This window comes from Aliivibrio friggae, from assembly GCF_057368515.1.
In genome coordinates, this window is the sequence record NZ_CM170649.1 from 856,838 (window position 1) to 875,706 (window position 18,869).

Genomic DNA, 18,869 nt, shown 5'->3' on the forward strand with positions numbered 1-18,869 from the left:
AAGGCTCCTTTATTTGATTTTTATTAGATCATTGATCTAGAAAACGTACTAATACTTTCCCTTCTTTAGAAATATTATGTTTGAGGGTCAGTTGTAACGTGATGGTGACTGATATTGTCAGCATAACAAAAATGGCGATTAAAATAAGTAATTGATATTTGATAGCAACCATTGGGTTTACCCCACCTAAAATTTGACCTGTCATCATGCCGGGTAGCGTAACTAATCCAGTGGTGGCCATTGATGCCATAATAGGGGCAAAGGCTTTTTGCATCGCAGCACGAACAAAAGGAAGAGTCGCATAATGAGGAGATGCGCCAAGAGCGATAGCTGCGTGATATTCACTTTCACGCTCTTTAAATGCGGTGAATAAGTTTTGCAATGCAACGATATTTCCACTCAAACTATTACCTAGCAGCATTCCGGCTAAAGGGATCACATACTGAGCACTATATAGTGGGGTTGGTTGAATAATCACAGAGCTGAGTAAAATAACTAATGGCGATAGCCCAACCAGTAAGCCAGTTGCAACTGGAAGCAGTAATTGCTTTCTAGGGAGTTTGGCTTTAGAAATGATAGAGCTGGATCCAATTCCTATCATTAAAATAATCCAAAGGGTATTCAGTAGTGGATCATTTAATTGGAAAACAAACTCAAGATATAAACCAATAAAAGCCAGTTGTGCCACCATACGAAACACACTAATACCGATCTCTTTAGCGAGATCCAATTGGTAAATGCGATTAATGGTAAAGGGAATAATGAGAGTAAGGCTAAATAGCCCCATCAATGCCCAACTGATATCTAAAGATTCTTGCATGCGTTTTGCCTAAAGCGGTTAATTAACGTTATTTGAACATAAAAAAACCGCTGATGTCAGCGGTTTTTGTTATTTATGAATTTAGTTAAAGCATATTGATTAACTACAGAGTTCGAACCACACGGAAACCAGTGTAGTTAGCGCTTGTAGATGGGTTAAGCTCTAGAGATTCATACGCTTTTGCTTTTGTTGGTGCAAAGCTCCATGCGCCGCCACGAACAACCCCTGATTTAGTGTTTGTCCATTCCCAAACATTACCTGCTGTATCATAGATACCGTAAGGGTTTGCGCCAAAGCTACCTACAGGGGAAGTTGACTTGTTTGCCCAAGAAGAACCACCCCAGCCAGTGTTTGCGTTGCCTGAACCAATGTCAGAGCCCCACCAGTAAGCTTCTTTACTTCCTGCACGAGCTGCAATTTCCCATTGCGCTTCAGAAGGCAGTGCGTATTTAAAGCCAGTTTGTTTTGTCAGCCATTGTGCGTAGGTTTCAGCATCTTTCTTAGAGATACATACAGCAGGCGCATTTTTTGACTGTTCAAAACCAGGTTTGCGCCAGTTTTGATTTTGGTGACGTTTAGTCTCGCCGCCATTGATAGCATTACAACCCGCGCCTTTTTCTGCTTCAGTGATGTAGCCTGAGCTCGCAACAAAGGCATCAAATTGATTAACCGTTACTGGTGTTGCTGCAATAGAGTAGGCTGTTGAGATATTGATGTTTTTTGCAGCATCTTTACCTATGTGGTAATTACCAGAGCCAATCACAACCATTTGTGGTGCTTTTTGGTTGTTACTTAAGCGGTCAGCAAACTTTTTACCTGGCTTTGGGCGGTTTTCTTGTAATTTTAATTCAGCCCATACTGTCATGTCTTTAGATAATGACATTTGGCGGCTGTATGGTTCAAAGCCTGATTTCTCAACTGTAATTTGATGTTGACCTGCAGGTAGCATTACATCTACAGGAGTGCTGCCGTAATTAACGCCATTAACAGTTACGTTATCTTCATGACGGTTAGAGCGAATGGTAATACCAACCCATTTTTTTTCTTTTTTGATTTTATCGTTAGATGCTTGTGATGTTCCTGGTTCAATACAGTAACGGTTTTCTAAACCAAGCAGTTGACATGCTGCCGTTGAATTTGGACGAGCGCGTAGTGACGCTTGCAGCTTAGTTGTGTAACGGTTACTACCATTAAAACCACTGTCAATAATTGCGCTATCAAGAACGTGAATATTAAGGGATACATTCTCAACGTGTTGCTTAACTGTGTCCGCTTCTGTAAAACCGTTAATTAACTGCTGCTGAAAGCTATTTACTGCTTTTTGCATACTCAGTGTTTTACCTTGGCTTGAACACGCATCTAATGTCATCGACATTTTACAAGTAATCGTATGAACCACATCTAAAGAATCTTGAGTTGATAGTTCTTCTTGTAGGCGAAGAACACGAGCTTCTTGACGAGATTCACCGAGAATTTCAAGCTCATCTAATGCGCGTTGTTTTTTTGTACTGCTTGCTTTTAATACACGAGTCTGTTCTTGGATATCTTGTTGAATAGATAATTTAGCGACTTGGTTTTCTTTTACTTCTTTCCAAGAGTCTTGGTATTGCTTTTGGAAAGGAGTAATGTCAAGTTCAGGATCATCAATCATTCGGTTATATTGCTCATCTAAATTACGTTGAGCAAGTTTTCGTTTTGAATCTAACTGCTTTGCTTTTTTATCTAAAGCATCACTTTGATTACGCAAATCACGAAGACGATGTTGATCGTTTACCACGGTGCTTTCTAATTGCTTAACTTCATCACGCTTGTGAGTTAATTTGGTATCAATTGAAGCAACAGAATCAACGCTAATAGTTGTTGATTGAGTGTCGGTATTAGCAAGCGCAACAGAGGTAAAAAGCGCCGGCGATAACAGTAGTGCTAGTGCGGGTAATCCTTTACGGTTCATAATTTTTCTGCTTTTAATTTTAGACATAAGATAATTTGGTTCTTTAATTCATTTTTAGTTAACCCTTCGATTATAAGGGTTACGGTATCTCGATACTGATCTGCATAGCCCATTTTTAAAAATATCCTAGGCAGATGAGTATCCGTGTATTCATAGTTTTGACACTAAGTACTGATGCAATTTCTATACCAAATGTAGACGACGCCGAGAGTGTAAATTAGAGCTTTACTTGATCATCGTTTCAATAATTAAGAACGATGATCAAGGTTATAAATAAGAAAGTACTTTCTGAAATCTGAATAACTATTCTAATTTACTGTAAATAAAGATTATTTATATAAAATTCACAGGGTTAAATCTAATGTAATTAGTTGAAAGTACATCGACTGTATCATACGAAAACATGATCATGCTTTCGTAGTGATATTTGAAATAGAGTGGTACTATGATGTAGATAACATTTTAACGAAAAGACTTTACCTAGATATAGATGGATTTATCATGAAAAAGAATTGGATTTCACCCGCACAAATTATCATGCTGCCCGAAGAGAGAGATCTTCATTCACATGAATACCATCAATTAGTAATAGGTTTAAAAGGCCAAGCTGAGTTTGAAATCAATGGAAAAAGCAGTTTGATTTACGCAGCTAAAGTCGGAGTAATACCTGCTTACCAAGAACATGCCTTTTCTAGTTTGCATCAAGCTGAAGTCTTAGTACTTAATTTTCCTCAGTTTTTTGAAGATCGTGAGCTAGCTTCGAGGGTCAATGAATTGTTTAGTCAGTCTGGGTATTATGAATTAGATGGTCAGATCCAGAATTTGATTCAATTATTGGTCTGTGAAATTCAAGCGAGTGTTAATGATCACCTTTTAAATAAAGCCTGCAGTGATACGATAATTTCCTTGCTCCACCGTCATTTAATTGATGAAAATTCAGAAAAAAAAGTTCAACGACTAAATTCTGATGTGATTGACAATTTTATAACGCAGCACATTGGAAGTAAGATCACAATTGCTCAGTTGGCTAGTACAGTTTTCCTCGGGGAGAGTCAATTTTATGCCATTTTTAAGCAAGAATTTGGAACTACCCCACATCAATATATTATCGTAAAGCGGCTAGATTTTGCCAAAAAGCTACTGAATCAAAGTCTATTGAGTATTGGAGAAATTGCTCAACAAACAGGATTCGCGAATCAGAGCGCGTTTAGTCATGCTTTTGTGAAATATAAAGGGATCTCACCAAGTAAATATCGTCATTTACACTTTATTCGTAATTAAAATTTACCGCTTTTGTTCTCATTTTGTAACCGCATGGACGATTTAACAATTAAATCGTAGGTTTTGACAAGTAATTTAAGTAAATAGAAAATAGACTCTTTCGCAATTAGCCTTACTAACGAACAGATTAATAAGAGGAACAGATATGTTTCAAGCGAAAGATGTATTGGTGTCATCCATTGTTGACCAGCCATTAACTTCCTTATGGTCAATAATTTCCCCTCTTTATATGGTCGATGAAGCTCAATGGTTAAAAGAGCTGATCCCATTAGCTCAGCCGAGTGAGCAAGAAGCCAACATGATGAGAGATCAGGCTGGTGAACTTATTCAACGTGTCCGCAATGATAAGCAAGCCGTACAGATGATTGATGCGCTATTGCTAGAGTACAGCTTAGACACAAAAGAAGGCATTTTATTAATGTGTCTTGCTGAAGCGTTAATGCGTATTCCTGATTCAGCAACAGCAGATGCACTTATTCGTGACAAATTAAGCGTAGCCGATTGGAAATCTCATTTAAAAAATTCAGACTCAACGTTCGTTAACGCTTCTACCTGGGGGCTATTGCTGACTGGTAAAGTGGTTAGTATGGATGTAAAAACTGATGGTTCTCCCTCTAACGCTATTAGCCGTTTAGTGAATAAGTTTTCAGAACCTGTTATTCGTCAAGCAATGAACCAAGCCATGAAGATCATGGGCCATCAATTTGTGTTGGGCAGAACGATTGAAGAAGCGCAAAAGAAAGGCAAGCCAATGCGCGAAAAGGGCTATACCTATTCATTTGATATGCTAGGTGAGGCAGCATTAACACAATCTGATGCACATAAATATTTCAAAGACTACATTGTCGCAATCGAAAGTGTCGGTAGAGCTACAACGATTGCGGGCTCTCCTGATCCAACCGTATCAATTAAATTATCAGCACTACATCCTCGTTATGAAATGGCGAACAAAGCCCGTGTTATGGGTGAAATGTGTGATTCAGTACTTAAGTTACTAGAACGTGCTCGTGAGCTTGATGTTGGTATTACCATTGATGCTGAAGAAGCCGATCGTTTAGAACTGTCTTTAATGTTATTTGAGAAATTGTATCGCAGTGACATTGTTAAAGGATGGGGTAAGTTTGGTATCGTTGTTCAGGCGTATTCTAAACGCGCGTTGCCAGTATTAGTCTGGTTAACTGCGTTAGCAAAAGAGCAGGGTGATATGATCCCTCTTCGTTTAGTGAAGGGCGCTTATTGGGATACCGAACTTAAAATATCTCAGCAACTTGGCTTTGCTCGTTATCCTGTGTTTACTCGAAAAGAAGCGACCGATGTTTCTTATTTAGCGTGTGCACGTTACCTATTAAGTGCCCATGTTAAAGGTAATATTTTCCCACAATTTGCTAGCCATAATGCCCATACGGTTGCTGCTATTTCGTCAATGGCTACTCATGATGAGTTTGAGTTTCAGCGTCTACATGGAATGGGAGATGCATTATACGATCACGCAATGGATATGTTTAAGCGCAGTGTTCGAATTTATGCACCTGTTGGCAGCCATAAGGATCTATTGCCTTATTTAGTTCGCCGTTTACTTGAGAATGGGGCAAACAGCTCGTTTGTTCACCGTTTAGTTGATGCAAACTGCCCAATCGAAAGTTTAACAGAGCACCCGGTTGATACATTATTAGCGTGTCCATCCCTAGATAATCAATTGATCCCATTACCGCCACAGATATTTTCTGATCGTAAAAACTCATACAGCATTAATTTTGATGTAGAGAGTGAAGCTCAGCCGTTTGAAGCATTGGTTAAAGAGCAGATGACTACGTATTGGCAAGGTGGTCCAATCGTTAACAATAGCCGTTATTACGAAAACATGATCAAGGATAGCTCTGCTGACTTACACAAGATTACTTCGCCATATGACAGAAGCAATAATGTAGGTTCATTAGTATGGAGCTCTGAAGAGCAAGTATCAGACGCATTAACTATCGCTCATGATTTCTTTCCAACATGGCAGGCTACGCCAGTATCAGAACGTGCCGAGTATTTAGACTTATTGGCGGATAAACTTGAAGAGAACATGCCTGAGTTGGTTGCTTTATGTCATAAAGAAGCGGGAAAAACTATTCATGACAGCATTGATGAAGTGCGTGAAGCAGTCGATTTTTGTCGTTACTATGCCGTTCAAGCTAAGCTAAATTTTACAACGCCTGAAACTATTGTCGGTTTTGATGACGTGTCACATCAAATTGCACGCCAAGGTCGTGGTGTATTTGTGTGTATCAGCCCGTGGAATTTTCCATTAGCTATTTTCTTAGGTCAAGTTTCCGCGGCATTAGTCGCAGGTAACACCGTCGTTGCAAAACCTGCGGAACAAACCTCGTTGATCGCCGTTCGTTCGATGGAGTTGCTATTAGAAACGGGTATCGCACCGCAAGCCGTTCACCTATTACCGGGTGATGGTAAAACAGTGGGGGCACCATTAACTTCAGATCATCGTGTAGCAGGCGTAGCCTTTACTGGTTCAACAGAAACCGCGCAATTAATTAATCGAACTTTAGCTAATCGAACCTTTGAAGGTAATGGCGTAGCTCCGGTTCCTTTTATCGCTGAAACTGGTGGTCAAAACGCAATGATAGTGGACAGTACTGCATTACCTGAACAAGTGGTGCGTGATGTCGTTCGCTCAGCCTTTGCATCTGCAGGTCAGCGTTGTTCTGCATTGCGTGTGCTTTTTGTTCAACAAGACATTGCCGATAGAATTGTGAACTTAATAAAAGGGGCGATGGCAGAACTAAGTGTTGATTTACCTGAACTGCACAGTACTGATGTCGGCCCTGTTATTGACTCGAAAGCAAAAGAAAAATTATTAGCTCACATTGAGAAAATGACCATTGAAGGCAAATTGGTTGCTCAAGCAGAGTTACCTGATTGGGCTGAAAAGGGTGATTTTGTTCCGCCAACGGCCTTTGAAATTGAGTCTATTAGTCAATTAGAGAATGAACAATTTGGGCCAATTTTACATATTGTTCGTTTTAAAGCAGAAGATCTGGATAACATAGTTACTGAGATTAACGGCACCGGTTTTGGATTAACAATGGGGATCCACAGTCGAAATGAAGTGACGTACACACGAATAGAGAAAAACAGTAAAGTCGGTAACTGTTACATCAACCGAGATCAAGTTGGTGCGGTTGTTGGCGTTCAACCATTTGGTGGGCAAGGGCTGTCTGGTACGGGACCAAAAGCGGGCGGACCACGTTATTTATTCCGCTATACCCAAGCACAGCAGATCACTTCAATTGCGACTACCTCTACTAAATGAGAAAGGAGATCCTCATGACAACGATTACTCACATTATTGACTCAGCTCTTTCTCAAGGCCAAGTAGAGTGGCAAGTTGATTCATTCTCAACTCGAATGGAGAAACTATGGCAATGGTCGCACCGTTTAGCTGAACATCCTGACTTTGGTGTTCTAGCAGCAAAAATGGTTCGTTTTCAATGCCAACGCGCGCAGCATTTAATTTCAGAAACTGAGCTAATGCCAGGTCCAACAGGGGAGAGCAATGAGCTTTACACAGCAGCAAGAGGCGTTTTTTACATCACATCGGATGAAAAAGCATCGGTTGTTGCATTGATTGGACAAATAACTGCGTCATTAATCGCAGGAAACGCTATTATTGTCGCCCTTTCGAGTCAGGATGCGAAACTAACTTCAGTTATTCTTGAAGGGTTGCACCAAGCTAAAGTGCCAAGATTAGCGGCTCAACAAGCAGAGTTTGCAATAACAGACATTAATGATGTTCGTTTAGCGGGCGTCTGCTTTGTTGGTAACGAGCAAAAGTCGATAGTGCTTAACCAACAATTAGCAAAACGAGATGGATTATTAGCGCAATTGGTTGCAGAAACCGATCAAGAACGCTTACCAGTAATTACAGATCCTCATTTTGTTCTACGTTTTATTACAGAGCGTACACGAACAATCAATGTGACAGCGGTTGGCGGCAACGCAACATTGCTTGAACTTGGGGGTGGTAACCACTGATATTGAATGATTGATATCAATTTGGATAAAGTAGTTGTCCACATTGGTGTTGGATCCCATCGTCGTTATTGCACCATAACAATAGGGCTAAGATGCTCATACAGCAGTAACGACGTTAAACTTACTGCCAATAACATAAAGGAAATACAATGATTGAAAATAATTTTGCCATTACAGGTACGTTTATCGCTTACCTGATAATGATGCTTGCGATTGGGGTTTATGCCTACAAGCGAACGAGCAGCTCATCTGATTACTTTTTAGGTGGTCGAACTCTAGGACCTTGGCCTGCAGCACTATCAGCGGGTGCCTCTGATATGAGTGGTTGGTTGTTACTTGGTCTACCTGGCTATGCTTACGCTGCGGGTTTAGAGTCTTTATGGCTTGCTGGTGGTCTATTAGTGGGTACATGGCTGAACTGGTTAATCTGTGCTAAACGTTTAAGAACCTACAGCATGACAACCGATGATGCATTAACACTGCCAGAGTTTTTATCACGCCGTTTCAATGATAAATCTAAACTAATTCAAACCATTTCAGCGTTGTTTATTTTGCTGTTCTTCCTTTTCTATACGAGTTCTGGTTTGGTTGCTGGTGGTAAATTATTTGAAACTGTATTTGGTCTAGATTACAAAGTAGCGGTGGTTATTGGTACGCTTTGTGTTGTGTCTTATACCTTATTTGGTGGTTTCTTAGCGGTAGCTTGGACTGATTTAGTTCAAGGTCTATTAATGTCAGCAGCGCTTATGATTGTTCCTATTGCAGCCATGCAAGGTGGTTTTGGTCAGTTGAGTGCGGATTTAGTTGCGATTAACCCAGAGCTTATGACGCTATGGACAGGCATGGATGGCAAACCGCTAAGTGCGATTGCGATTATTTCATTAGCGGCTTGGGGTCTTGGTTACTTTGGTCAACCACACATTCTAGCGCGTTTCCTTGCTTCTCGCACAAACAGAGAGCTGACGACTGCTCGTCGAATCGCCGTAGTATGGACTGCGTTATCGATGGTTGGTGCTGTGTTGGTTGGTCTTGTTGGTTTACTTTATGTAAATGGCTCAATGGCAGGTCAAGCGATTGATGGCGAAAAAATCTTCATGCTATTAGTGAATGCGATGTTCCACCCAGTTATTGCTGGCATCTTATTGGCTGCGATCCTTGCTGCCATCATGAGTACTGCAGATTCACAACTATTAGTTTCTTCTTCAGCATTATCTGAAGATCTATATAAACAACTAGTGAAAAAAGACGCAACCAGTAAAGAGGTCGTTAATGTAGGACGTCTTGCAGTGATTGCGTTATCACTTATCGCATTAGCGTTAGCGATGAATCCTGATAGCTCAGTACTTGGTTTAGTTTCTTATGCTTGGGCTGGTTTTGGTGCAGCATTTGGTCCTGCCATTGTACTAAGTCTTTACTGGAAAGGAATGAACCGTAATGGCGCTCTTGCTGGTATCGTTGTTGGTGGTATCACGATTGTTGTTTGGAAACAGCTAACAGGCGGTTGGTTCGATGTGTACGAAATTGTCCCTGGGATCATTTTCGCAACGACGGCAATTATTGCTGTGAGTAAGTTGACAGGTAAACCTGAAGAAGCGGTCGCTCAGCAACATAAGAAATTTGAACGTAACTTGGTTGAGTTTGAATAAGCTTACGTAAATCAATAATAGAATTTAGCCCCATTAGAGTGCTCTCTTTTGGGGCTTTTTTGTAGGTTCAATGAAATGAAACTGTTACAATCCAAACACTTCAAAAAGAAATAACAATTATAATCAATTAGATTGCATTATTAGGAGAGTAAACATGAAATTAATTCGTTTGGTGCTTGGCAAGATTATTTTGGCGGCAGATTGTGTATTTACACCATCAGGGGTAAAACGCGATCCTGCAAAGCAAGCCGAGATAGATGCAGAAACAGCAAACTATTCACTATACCAATTTGAAGCATGTCCATTCTGTGTGAAAGTTCGTCGTACAATTAAGCGTCAATCATTAAAGATCGAACTGCGAGATGCAAAAAATAATGAGCAGCATAGATCTGAATTATTAGCCGGCGGTGGCCGTGTAAAAGTGCCATGCCTGCGAATTGATAATAACGGCGAGACAACATGGATGTATGAATCGTCAGATATTATGGCGTTTTTAGAGAAGCAATACCCTTAATTTTCATAAGCTTGCAATACCACTAAGGTGGTATTTCTTGGTTGGTTTCATCTAGGTGTACCATTAATAGTACGCCTTTTTTATGTTTAAAATATGTAAATTATTAATAGTCTTACTTTTGATAATTGGTTGTTAATACTTCTATTACTAGCTATTCTATTTATTTTATGAGACTCAAGTCACAAAATACTTGGTTTTAAGTTATAGTTCAGTTAAACTGTTCTTCGTGACTTGATTCACAATAAAATAAAAACACATTAGGCTAGTGATTATGGATAAAATGAGTACAACTCATAAATGGTCAATTAAAAATTGTCCCAAGGATATAGAGAGCCAAGTTTTATCTGTTATTGGATTAATCGATAAGAAAGGTTCAGCATCAGATATGGATCTCTGTAAGATCTTTGGTGAAGTTTTATGGAGTGATGGGAAATATTTCAATTCTCACGCATTTCGCTTCTTATTTGATCATGAGACTCTTTCATGTGAAGTAACGAAGAGACACTTACACTAAAGTAAACAAGCTATGTATTTTTAAGGCCATTATTATTCCCCAATAATGGCCTTTTTTATTGTCTGTTATAAACCAAACTAATCATTTTCTACTCTCTAAAAAAACCTCTTTGAACGCAATAAACCTTACATTAAGTACGTCTTTACAATCTTTACTTTTTTATTCTGGTGAATGCGAATCGTTTTCATTATAGTGATATTTAAATACGAACAATTATCACTTGAGTGTAAAGAATATGAAAAAAAGTATCGCTACAATGTTATTTGGTTTACTAGTTTCTGCATCAAGTTATGCTGAAACTATTACGGTTTCTCACCAATTAGGTAAAACAACGCTTGAGACAAAACCTCAGCGTGTTGTTGTTATTGGAACGGGAACCTTAGATGCCATTGATTACTTTGGTATCAAACCAGTAGCGGTGACTCAAGCAACTACAATGCCTCCGTATCTATTAAAATACAAAACAAAAGAGTTTGCTTCTTCTGGTAGTTTAAGTGAGCCAGATTTTGAAACTATCTATATGCAAAAGCCGGATGTGATCATTATTGGTTCTCGTGCTGTTAAAGCCTACAAAGAGTTATCTGAAATCGCACCAACAATCGTCTTTACTGCGGATTCAAAAAGCTATTGGGAAAGTACACAGCAACAATGGCGTATGCTAGGCAATGTCTTTGAGATCCAAGATAAAGTAGAAGAGAAAATTGCTAGTGTAGACACTGAGTTCAAAGCGATTGCTGAACACAACAAAACAAATAATGTTGCAGCGTTAACAGTAATGAGCGCAGGCGGTAATATTACGACTTTTGGTGCTCAATCTCGTTTTTCTTCTATTTATAAAGATTTTGGTTTTAATGAAGCGGTAGAAGGCATTAAAGAATCTCGCCATGGTGATTTGGTATCGTATGAGTTTATTCGTAATGTGAACCCATCAAACCTTCTTATTGTTGATAAAGATAAGTTAATTAACAAAGATAAAAGCCGCACACGTGAAGAGTTTGCTAACCCATTAGTACAAGCGACGGATGCATATAAAAATGACAGCTTAACGTATCTTGATATTAATGCGTGGTATTTGGCTATTGCTGGAGTGACAGCAACAGATCAAATGATTTCAGATATCAAACAATCCATTCATCTTTAGATTTCATTCTAATTACCATTCATTTTTAGTTTTCTTTTAAAGCGTACTATTTCATTGAAGTAGTGCGCTTTGTGCAGGCTGAGGTTAGCTTTGAAAAAGTTATTGCTTGTTCTTATTGTATTAAGTTTTGCTTCTGTGTTTGTGGGAGTTGCTGACTTACCTTTAACCGCTATTTTTTCTGGTGATACAGAAGCACTAGAGCTCCTTGTTGTTAGTCGACTACCACGTTTATTAGCGATATTATTATCAGGTGCAGGATTAAGTATTGCAGGCTTAATCATGCAACAGATCAGTCAAAACCGATTTGCAGCCCCTTCAACTTCAGGCACGATTGAGTGTGCGATGTTGGGTTATGTTCTGAGTTTAGTGATTTTTGGCCATGGCGATAACTTACTGCTAATTTTTGCAACGGCGATTGGCGGTACACTTCTTTTTATTCAATTCATTCATCGTATTCAATTTAAAAACGCTATCTATGTTCCTCTAATTGGCATCATTTTTGGTAACGTTGTTTCATCTGCTGCAACCTTTGTCGCGTATAAATACGATGCAGTTCAGAACCTTTCTGCATGGACGGTCGCGAACTTCGCCAATATTCTGCAAGGTAACTATGAGCTGTTATACATTGCTGTGCCAATTTCAGTGATCAGCTATTGGTACGCGACTCGCTTATCTGCCGTTGGTATGGGGAAAGATTTCGCGACCAATATTGGTTTGAAGTACAAGCAAATTCTATTTCTCGGCATTATTTTAGTTTCTGTTATGTCAGCAACGGTAGTGATGATTGTTGGTCAATTACCTTTCCTTGGCTTAATCGTACCAAATTTAGTTGCTCAGTTTTATGGTGATAACCTACGCAGAAACATCCCTCTAACGGCGATTGTTGGCGCGATATTAATTCTTGTGTGTGACGTTGTAGGACGTGTGATCATTTTCCCTTATGAAATTCCAATCTCTATGATCATTAGTATTCTTGGTGGAATGGTGTTTATTTTCTTTATCGTTAAAGGTAAGCAGAATGTCTGATTCAATTAAACTAACGGCATTGGCATTCATAACCGTTCTATTCATCTTTTTGTTTATTGGTATTGGACTGGATGCTTCTAACTATGAGTACTTTTTGTCACGTCGCGTGCCTAAAGTATTAGCGATGATCTTAGCCAGTATTGCGATTGCACAGTCATCTTTGGTATTTCAAACCATTACACATAACCGCATTTTAACACCAAGTATTATGGGCTTTGATGCCTTGTATTTACTGACTCAAGTATTGGTTGTGGTTATTTTTGGCAGTTTTAGTATTTTCTTATTAAACCCATTTGTTAACTTTGCTATGTCAGTGGTGATAATGGTCGGATTTTCTTTGTTGTTATTTGGTTTTTATTTCAAGAAAAACAACAGTAACGTAATCACCTTATTATTACTTGGTGTGATTTTTGGACAGCTGTTTTCTAATGTGTCGTCATTTTTTATGATGTTGGTTGACCCAAACGATTTCGCGTCAATTCAATCAAGTATGTTTGCTAGCTTTAATAATATTAACAAAGACTTAGTTTATTTTTGTGTTATCCCATTATTACTAATTAGTGCCGTGTTATTTCGAATGTCTAACGTGCTTGATGTGTTCTGGCTTGATAACGATAACGCGACCAGTTTAGGCGTTGATGTGGGGAAAATAACCAAGCAAGTGCTTATTTTAGTGGCTATCTTAATTTCGGTATCTACTGCGTTAGTTGGTCCAGTGATGTTCTTTGGTTTATTGGTGGCAAACTTAGCAAAAGAGTTTTTCAATACCTATCGTCACCGAACTTTGCTACTGGGAAGCAGTTTAATGGCAATGTCGATGTTGCTTTCAGGGCAATGGGCGATTGAGAACATCTTTAAGTTTGAAACGACATTAAGCGTAGTGATTAATTTTATCGGTGGTTTGTACTTCTTATCACTGTTAGTTAGACAAAAAATTCAATAGAGAAACGTATGATTTCATTATCTCAACTTTCAAAATCATTTGGTCAGCAAAAAGTGGTTGATCAAGCTTCTGCTTCTTTTATTAAAGGTGAAGTGACGTCGATCATTGGACCGAATGGCGCAGGTAAAAGTACCGTGTTATCTATGGCAAGTCGCTTATTGGCCAAAGACAGTGGCAGTGTGCTCATTGAAAACCAAGAAGTGGTGGATTGGGACACAAAAGCCTTAGCGAAAAAACTAGCCGTTCTTAGACAATCGAACAATTTAAACATGCGCTTTACGGTGCGTGAGCTTGTTGCCTTTGGTCGGTTTCCTTATAGCCAAGGTAAGCTAACAAAGCACGATAATGAAGTGATGGATAAGGCGATCAATTATTTAGATCTTGCTCCTATTCAGAATAAGTACTTAGATCAATTAAGTGGTGGCCAGCGTCAATTAGCATTCATTGCGATGGTGGTTGCACAAGATACGGATTATGTCTTTTTAGATGAACCGTTAAATAACCTAGATATTAAGCATTCATTACAAATCATGAAAAACATTAAAACGTTGGCTCATGAATTAGGAAAAGCGGTAGTGATAGTGATCCATGATATTAACTTCGCGTCGTGCTATTCAGACAATATTGTGGCGCTTAAAAAAGGCAAAGTAGTTGCTAATGGCACGGTTGCTGAAGTGATCAGAAAAGACGTGTTATCAGAAATATACGAAACTGAATTTGATATCCATGAAGTTAATGGTCAACGTATTTGTATGTATTACGGACAATAAAGGATTAAGTTATGAATAAGAAACCTTCTCCACGTGTACTGACCGTGGTTAATAATCTACAGCTTACTACCAATATGCAGCGCATTACTTTTAAAGCAGAAGATCTTTCTGGTTTTGATATGGAAACAGAGGGTGGTTACATTAAGCTGATGTTTAATGAAAATGGCGGAACCGACCTTTCTGGTATTGCTGAAGGCACTCGTCCAATGATGCGTACTTATACCGTGCGTAATTTGAGAAAAGAGCAAAATCAGCTAGATGTGGATTTTGTTCGCCATCACCATGCGAATACAGTGATGAGTGCTGAAACAGGTGGCTTTGCTTCTGCTTGGGCTCAGAATGCGGTAAATGGTGATACGATTTCAATTGCTGGGCCAGGCAGTATCAAAGGGCTTAACCATCGTGCAGATTGGTACTTTTTAGTGGCAGATATGACAGCGTTGCCTGCTTTGTCTGCAAAACTTGAGGCTCTACCAACAACCGCAGTAGGTTACGCTGTGATTGAAATTAACCATCAATCAGATAAACAGACGTTAATTAAACCACAAGGTATTGAGCTTGCATGGGTTATTAAATCTGATGCGCAAGATTTAATAGATACGGTTCGAGAGCAAGAGTGGAAAGTGGGTCGAGTTTCGGTTTGGAGTGCGAGTGAGTTTAATCAAATGAGATCGCTTCGTACGTATTTCCGTAATGAAAAAGAAGTGGATAAAGACGATCTTTATATCAGTAGCTATTGGAAAGAAGGCTGTACTGAAGATGGGCATAAAGTAGCAAAGCATGAGGATCAACTCGCTGAAGGTTAAGATAAACTTTGCGTGATGGACCACATTTCTTTTGATGGATTGCTCCTATACTGGTAAACAATCTAATAGAAAAGGAAATGCCAATGCTTAATGAAAACCATGCTTTTATCTTAGATTTTCCAGAGCTTAAATTAGACATTGTTCAGCTAAATCATGACGATCCCGCATTCAAAGCAGAACTTCAAAAATACCATCAATTGGATTATGACATTCGAGAGTTAGAGATCTCAGGTAGTCCAATTGATGATGAAAATATGAATACACTTAAACATCAGCGTATGGAGTTAAAAGACACCCTGTATAAGCAGCTGACTGAACATCATGAGCAAGTCGCTCATTAATTTAACGTTTTATGAATAATGAATCCCTGTCGATTATTGATGGGGATTTTTTTTGCATAAATTTTAAAAAAATATCGTCTTTTTCAAATGGTGTTCGTCTTATAGATGTAAGTAGAAAATATTGAACCTATTTGGAGTAACACAATGATTAAATTAATTAGCTTTAAAAACTGCCCATTTGTACAACGTGTAATGGGATCTCTTGTAACCAAAAATGTGCCATTTGAAATAGAGTACATTGAATTAAATAATAAGCCACAATGGTTTTTAGATATAGCTCCCAATGGTCAAGTCCCTGTATTAATTACTGAAAATGAAACGGTATTATTTGAGTCTGATGCAATTGTTGAATACCTAGATGATAAATATGCACCAATCGAAGACTTATCAGCAGAGCAAAAAGCGTTAGATCGTGCATGGTCATATCAAGCAAGTAAACACTATATGCCTCAATGCGGAACCATGGGTAGTAAAGATAAAGAGACATTCGAAATGCGTTTGACGAACCTTTCTAAAGCGTTTGCGAAGGCAGAAGGTAAATTAGGTGAATCATTATTCTTTAAAGGGGATTATATCTCAAATGTAGATATCGCTTGGCTACCCTTACTGCATCGTGCGGCTGTGATTAAAGCTCAATCAGGGTTTGATATGCTGTATGGTTTTCCAAAAGTTCAAAAATGGCAATCAGCTCTTATTGAATCTGGCCTTACAGAGAAAACAGTACCACATGATTTTGTTGCTACTTTTAGTGGGTTCTATTTGAAGAATACCTACCTTGCACATGTGATGAATGGTACAGAAGAAGAGTGTGCAACAGGCACATGCTCAACATCATCAAGTTCATGTTGTAACTAGCAATATTTGTAACTTATATGCTTTAATTAAGGTAATCAATGTTATTGGTTACCTTAAATTGGTTGTGTCATTCAAAAATTAGCAGTGTAAAGGTAAGTTATTTGTATGAAATTAGAAGTGATTTGGTCTGAGTATCAATCAAGTTTAAAAGCGTTTTTACGGAGTAAAGTCTCTAATCCTGAAGATGTAGAAGACCTGCTGCAGGAAATTTTGATTAAAACGCATAAAAACCTTACAACGATATCGGATAATCAAAAAGTTAAATCTTGGCTATTTCAGATAGCAAATAACACCATTATTGATTTTTATCGCCAAAATAAAAAACGCACAGAGCTAACTGAAGATGATTTATGGTTCGATGAACAAAACGAAGAGCAAATAGTGAAAGAGCTTTCTCGATGCCTTTTACCGTTTATCAAGCAATTGCCTGATGAGGATGCTGAGTTATTATCTTTGATTGAAATCGAGGGGATATCTCAAAAAGAGTATGCTGAAAAAAGCGGGTTAAAGTATTCAACGTTAAAATCCAGAGTAAAGAAAAGTCGTGAAAAATTGCATGGTTTATTTATGACTTGTTGTGATTTCTCGATAGACTCTCAAGGAAATTTAATCGAATATAAATCCAAATCAGGTAAGTGTGATCGCTGTTGATTTTAGTTAAAGTGCATCTAACGTTTACAAAAAAGCCGACTTATAAACAGTCGGCTTTCTTATTTCATTCTTCTACTAACAATAATTACGCTTTGATAAGTAAGCTTGCTTCTTGTTTGGCTTTTTTGGTTTTAACTTGAGCCAAGATAACACCAGAAATCACCATTAAACCACCCATTAAATGATAGCTTTCAATCTTCTCGCCCAATAGGATTGCGGCAAGTGACACGGCAACCACAGGCAATAAGTTCATGAACATGGCGCTTGATTCAGCTCCAATGACATCAATCGCTTTTACCCACATCCAAGGCGCTAAAATAGACGCAGCGATAGATGCATACATGATTAATGGGATAGAACTTTCTGTTGGTAATAAATTGTCGCTGGTTAACCATAATGGCGCTAGCATGGCGACAGCAAACAACCCTTGCATATAAATTAGCTGCCAGCTAGTGATGGGCATTTTCCAGCGTTTTAATAATACACAATAAGTCGCATAGCAACTTGCAGCAATGACCATTAAGCCATCACCTTCTGTAATTGGTTGGTGTAAAAAGAACGTAATATCACCATGACCAAGCATAAAGGTTAAGCCCGCCAGTGAGATCACTGCACCGACAATACTTAATTTAGAGATACGTTTACCCAATAGAGGCAGACTAAGAAAAATACTGATTAACGGTACTAACGAAGTAATAAGAGACATGTTAGAAGCCGTTGTCGTTAGGCCGGCGTAATATCCTAAAGATTGGTTTAAAACCATACCAAGCAGCGCCAAAAATGCCAATTTAGAAAGATACGGGCGAATAACATGACGAGATTTTATGATCGAAGGTAAACAAAATGGAGTCAATAAAAGCATCGCAAAAGCCCAACGGTAAAAACTCATTGCACTTGGCTCAATAGCAGAAGCTGCCATCTTATTGATAATAGAATTGCCGCCCCAAATAAGTACGGTAAATAGCGGTAAAAGATAATACATGTGATCTGCATCTCGTTAGGGGTTAATGAGATGCAGTTTGACAGGTCTATTGAAATGCATATATCTCTAATCAGACACTTTGATTTAGTAGAAAGACATTATGGTATTAAACCAGATCACGGTTACATTTTGTGTTTCATTCCAGCCATTACTTTTTTCACAGGAGCTTTAAATTGCTCTTTATCACCATTGGCAAAATTCAGGGTGACATCAATAAACTCTTCTTCTTTTAATGGGCCTGTTAATTCAAAAAGCATAATGTGTAATCCACCCGGTTTTAGAGCGGTGTTTGCATTTTTTGTAATGGTTATGGATTCCACTTCACGCATCTTCATCATGCCATCTGTTTTTATTACAGTATGAAGCTCAACTTTATTTGCTGCTGAGGTAGTGGCTGATATCAGTGTTCGATCGTTATCACCGTCATTTTTAATTGTCATGAAAATCGCGCTATTTACCGCATTGGGTGGTGTTGCTCGTGCGTATGGATTTTCAATGATTAAGTCGCTTTGAGCAAAAGCGCTAGAGCTAAGTAAAAGGGCACTTAGAGCAAAGATTGTTTTTTTCATCGGATATTCCTTTAAGAAGTAATG

The 18,869-nt window shown here is 38.6% G+C and carries 18 protein-coding genes; 14 read left to right on the top strand and 4 right to left on the bottom strand.

Annotation, left to right across the window (positions count from 1 at the left end; genetic code table 11):
- Nucleotides 1-28: 28 nt before the first annotated feature.
- Entirely contained in the window at nucleotides 29-820 is a 792-nt protein-coding gene (locus tag AC2INI_RS17295; protein ID WP_486305833.1) for an ABC transporter permease, read from the bottom strand.
- 103 nt (nucleotides 821-923) lie between these two features.
- Complete coding sequence (locus AC2INI_RS17300) at nucleotides 924-2,798, bottom strand: SUMF1/EgtB/PvdO family nonheme iron enzyme (RefSeq protein WP_122032650.1); 1,875 nt, start codon at nucleotides 2,796-2,798, stop codon at nucleotides 924-926.
- Nucleotides 2,799-3,272: 474 nt separating this feature from the next.
- On the opposite strand from AC2INI_RS17300, the gene AC2INI_RS17305 reads away from it, so the two are divergent.
- From AC2INI_RS17305 to sigZ, 14 genes are all read left to right on the top strand, one after another.
- Nucleotides 3,273-4,052: a helix-turn-helix transcriptional regulator gene (locus AC2INI_RS17305; RefSeq protein ID WP_162922446.1), complete on the top strand. Its 780-nt coding sequence runs from the start codon at nucleotides 3,273-3,275 to the stop codon at nucleotides 4,050-4,052.
- Between the two features lie 145 nt (nucleotides 4,053-4,197).
- Nucleotides 4,198-7,365, top strand: a complete 3,168-nt coding sequence (gene putA, locus AC2INI_RS17310) for a bifunctional proline dehydrogenase/L-glutamate gamma-semialdehyde dehydrogenase PutA (RefSeq protein ID WP_486305834.1) — start codon at nucleotides 4,198-4,200, stop codon at nucleotides 7,363-7,365.
- 14 nt (nucleotides 7,366-7,379) lie between these two features.
- Nucleotides 7,380-8,087: a 1-pyrroline-5-carboxylate dehydrogenase gene (locus AC2INI_RS17315; protein ID WP_122032652.1), complete on the top strand. Its 708-nt coding sequence runs from the start codon at nucleotides 7,380-7,382 to the stop codon at nucleotides 8,085-8,087.
- 149 nt (nucleotides 8,088-8,236) lie between these two features.
- Nucleotides 8,237-9,733 (top strand): sodium/proline symporter PutP, encoded by a 1,497-nt coding sequence (putP, locus tag AC2INI_RS17320; protein ID WP_122032653.1) that lies wholly within the window; start codon nucleotides 8,237-8,239, stop codon nucleotides 9,731-9,733.
- Nucleotides 9,734-9,887: 154 nt separating this feature from the next.
- Nucleotides 9,888-10,247 carry a glutathione S-transferase N-terminal domain-containing protein gene (locus AC2INI_RS17325; protein ID WP_122032654.1) on the top strand — a complete coding sequence of 120 codons (360 nt, stop codon included), beginning with the start codon at nucleotides 9,888-9,890 and terminating at the stop codon, nucleotides 10,245-10,247.
- Nucleotides 10,248-10,518: 271 nt separating this feature from the next.
- Nucleotides 10,519-10,761: a hypothetical protein gene (locus AC2INI_RS17330; RefSeq protein WP_012552096.1), complete on the top strand. Its 243-nt coding sequence runs from the start codon at nucleotides 10,519-10,521 to the stop codon at nucleotides 10,759-10,761.
- Between the two features lie 235 nt (nucleotides 10,762-10,996).
- Complete coding sequence (locus AC2INI_RS17335; RefSeq protein ID WP_486305835.1) at nucleotides 10,997-11,902, top strand: siderophore ABC transporter substrate-binding protein; 906 nt, start codon at nucleotides 10,997-10,999, stop codon at nucleotides 11,900-11,902.
- 90 nt (nucleotides 11,903-11,992) lie between these two features.
- Nucleotides 11,993-12,928, top strand: a complete 936-nt coding sequence (vctD, locus tag AC2INI_RS17340; RefSeq protein WP_486305836.1) for an iron chelate uptake ABC transporter permease subunit VctD — start codon at nucleotides 11,993-11,995, stop codon at nucleotides 12,926-12,928.
- Nucleotides 12,921-13,871, top strand: coding sequence for an iron chelate uptake ABC transporter family permease subunit (locus AC2INI_RS17345; RefSeq protein ID WP_486305837.1), 951 nt, complete (start codon nucleotides 12,921-12,923; stop codon nucleotides 13,869-13,871). Before vctD ends, AC2INI_RS17345 begins: the two co-directional genes overlap by 8 nt.
- Nucleotides 13,872-13,879: 8 nt before the next feature.
- Nucleotides 13,880-14,641, top strand: a complete 762-nt coding sequence (gene vctC / locus AC2INI_RS17350) for an iron chelate ABC transporter ATP-binding protein VctC (protein ID WP_045104150.1) — start codon at nucleotides 13,880-13,882, stop codon at nucleotides 14,639-14,641.
- 11 nt (nucleotides 14,642-14,652) lie between these two features.
- A complete protein-coding gene (locus tag AC2INI_RS17355; protein ID WP_486305838.1) occupies nucleotides 14,653-15,447 on the top strand; it encodes a siderophore-interacting protein in 795 nt (264 codons plus the stop codon).
- A gap of 83 nt (nucleotides 15,448-15,530) precedes the next feature.
- Complete coding sequence (locus AC2INI_RS17360) at nucleotides 15,531-15,788, top strand: HP1242/YdcH family protein (protein WP_486305839.1); 258 nt, start codon at nucleotides 15,531-15,533, stop codon at nucleotides 15,786-15,788.
- Nucleotides 15,789-15,932: 144 nt separating this feature from the next.
- Nucleotides 15,933-16,643 carry a glutathione S-transferase family protein gene (locus tag AC2INI_RS17365; RefSeq protein WP_486305840.1) on the top strand — a complete coding sequence of 237 codons (711 nt, stop codon included), beginning with the start codon at nucleotides 15,933-15,935 and terminating at the stop codon, nucleotides 16,641-16,643.
- Between the two features lie 105 nt (nucleotides 16,644-16,748).
- Nucleotides 16,749-17,294 carry an RNA polymerase sigma factor SigZ gene (gene sigZ / locus AC2INI_RS17370; RefSeq protein ID WP_486305841.1) on the top strand — a complete coding sequence of 182 codons (546 nt, stop codon included), beginning with the start codon at nucleotides 16,749-16,751 and terminating at the stop codon, nucleotides 17,292-17,294.
- A gap of 85 nt (nucleotides 17,295-17,379) precedes the next feature.
- Here sigZ and AC2INI_RS17375 read toward each other — a convergent pair whose 3' ends face one another.
- Nucleotides 17,380-18,276, bottom strand: a complete 897-nt coding sequence (locus tag AC2INI_RS17375; RefSeq protein ID WP_486305842.1) for a DMT family transporter — start codon at nucleotides 18,274-18,276, stop codon at nucleotides 17,380-17,382.
- 122 nt (nucleotides 18,277-18,398) lie between these two features.
- Entirely contained in the window at nucleotides 18,399-18,845 is a 447-nt protein-coding gene (locus AC2INI_RS17380) for a copper chaperone PCu(A)C (RefSeq protein ID WP_486305843.1), read from the bottom strand.
- Nucleotides 18,846-18,869 lie beyond the last annotated feature (24 nt).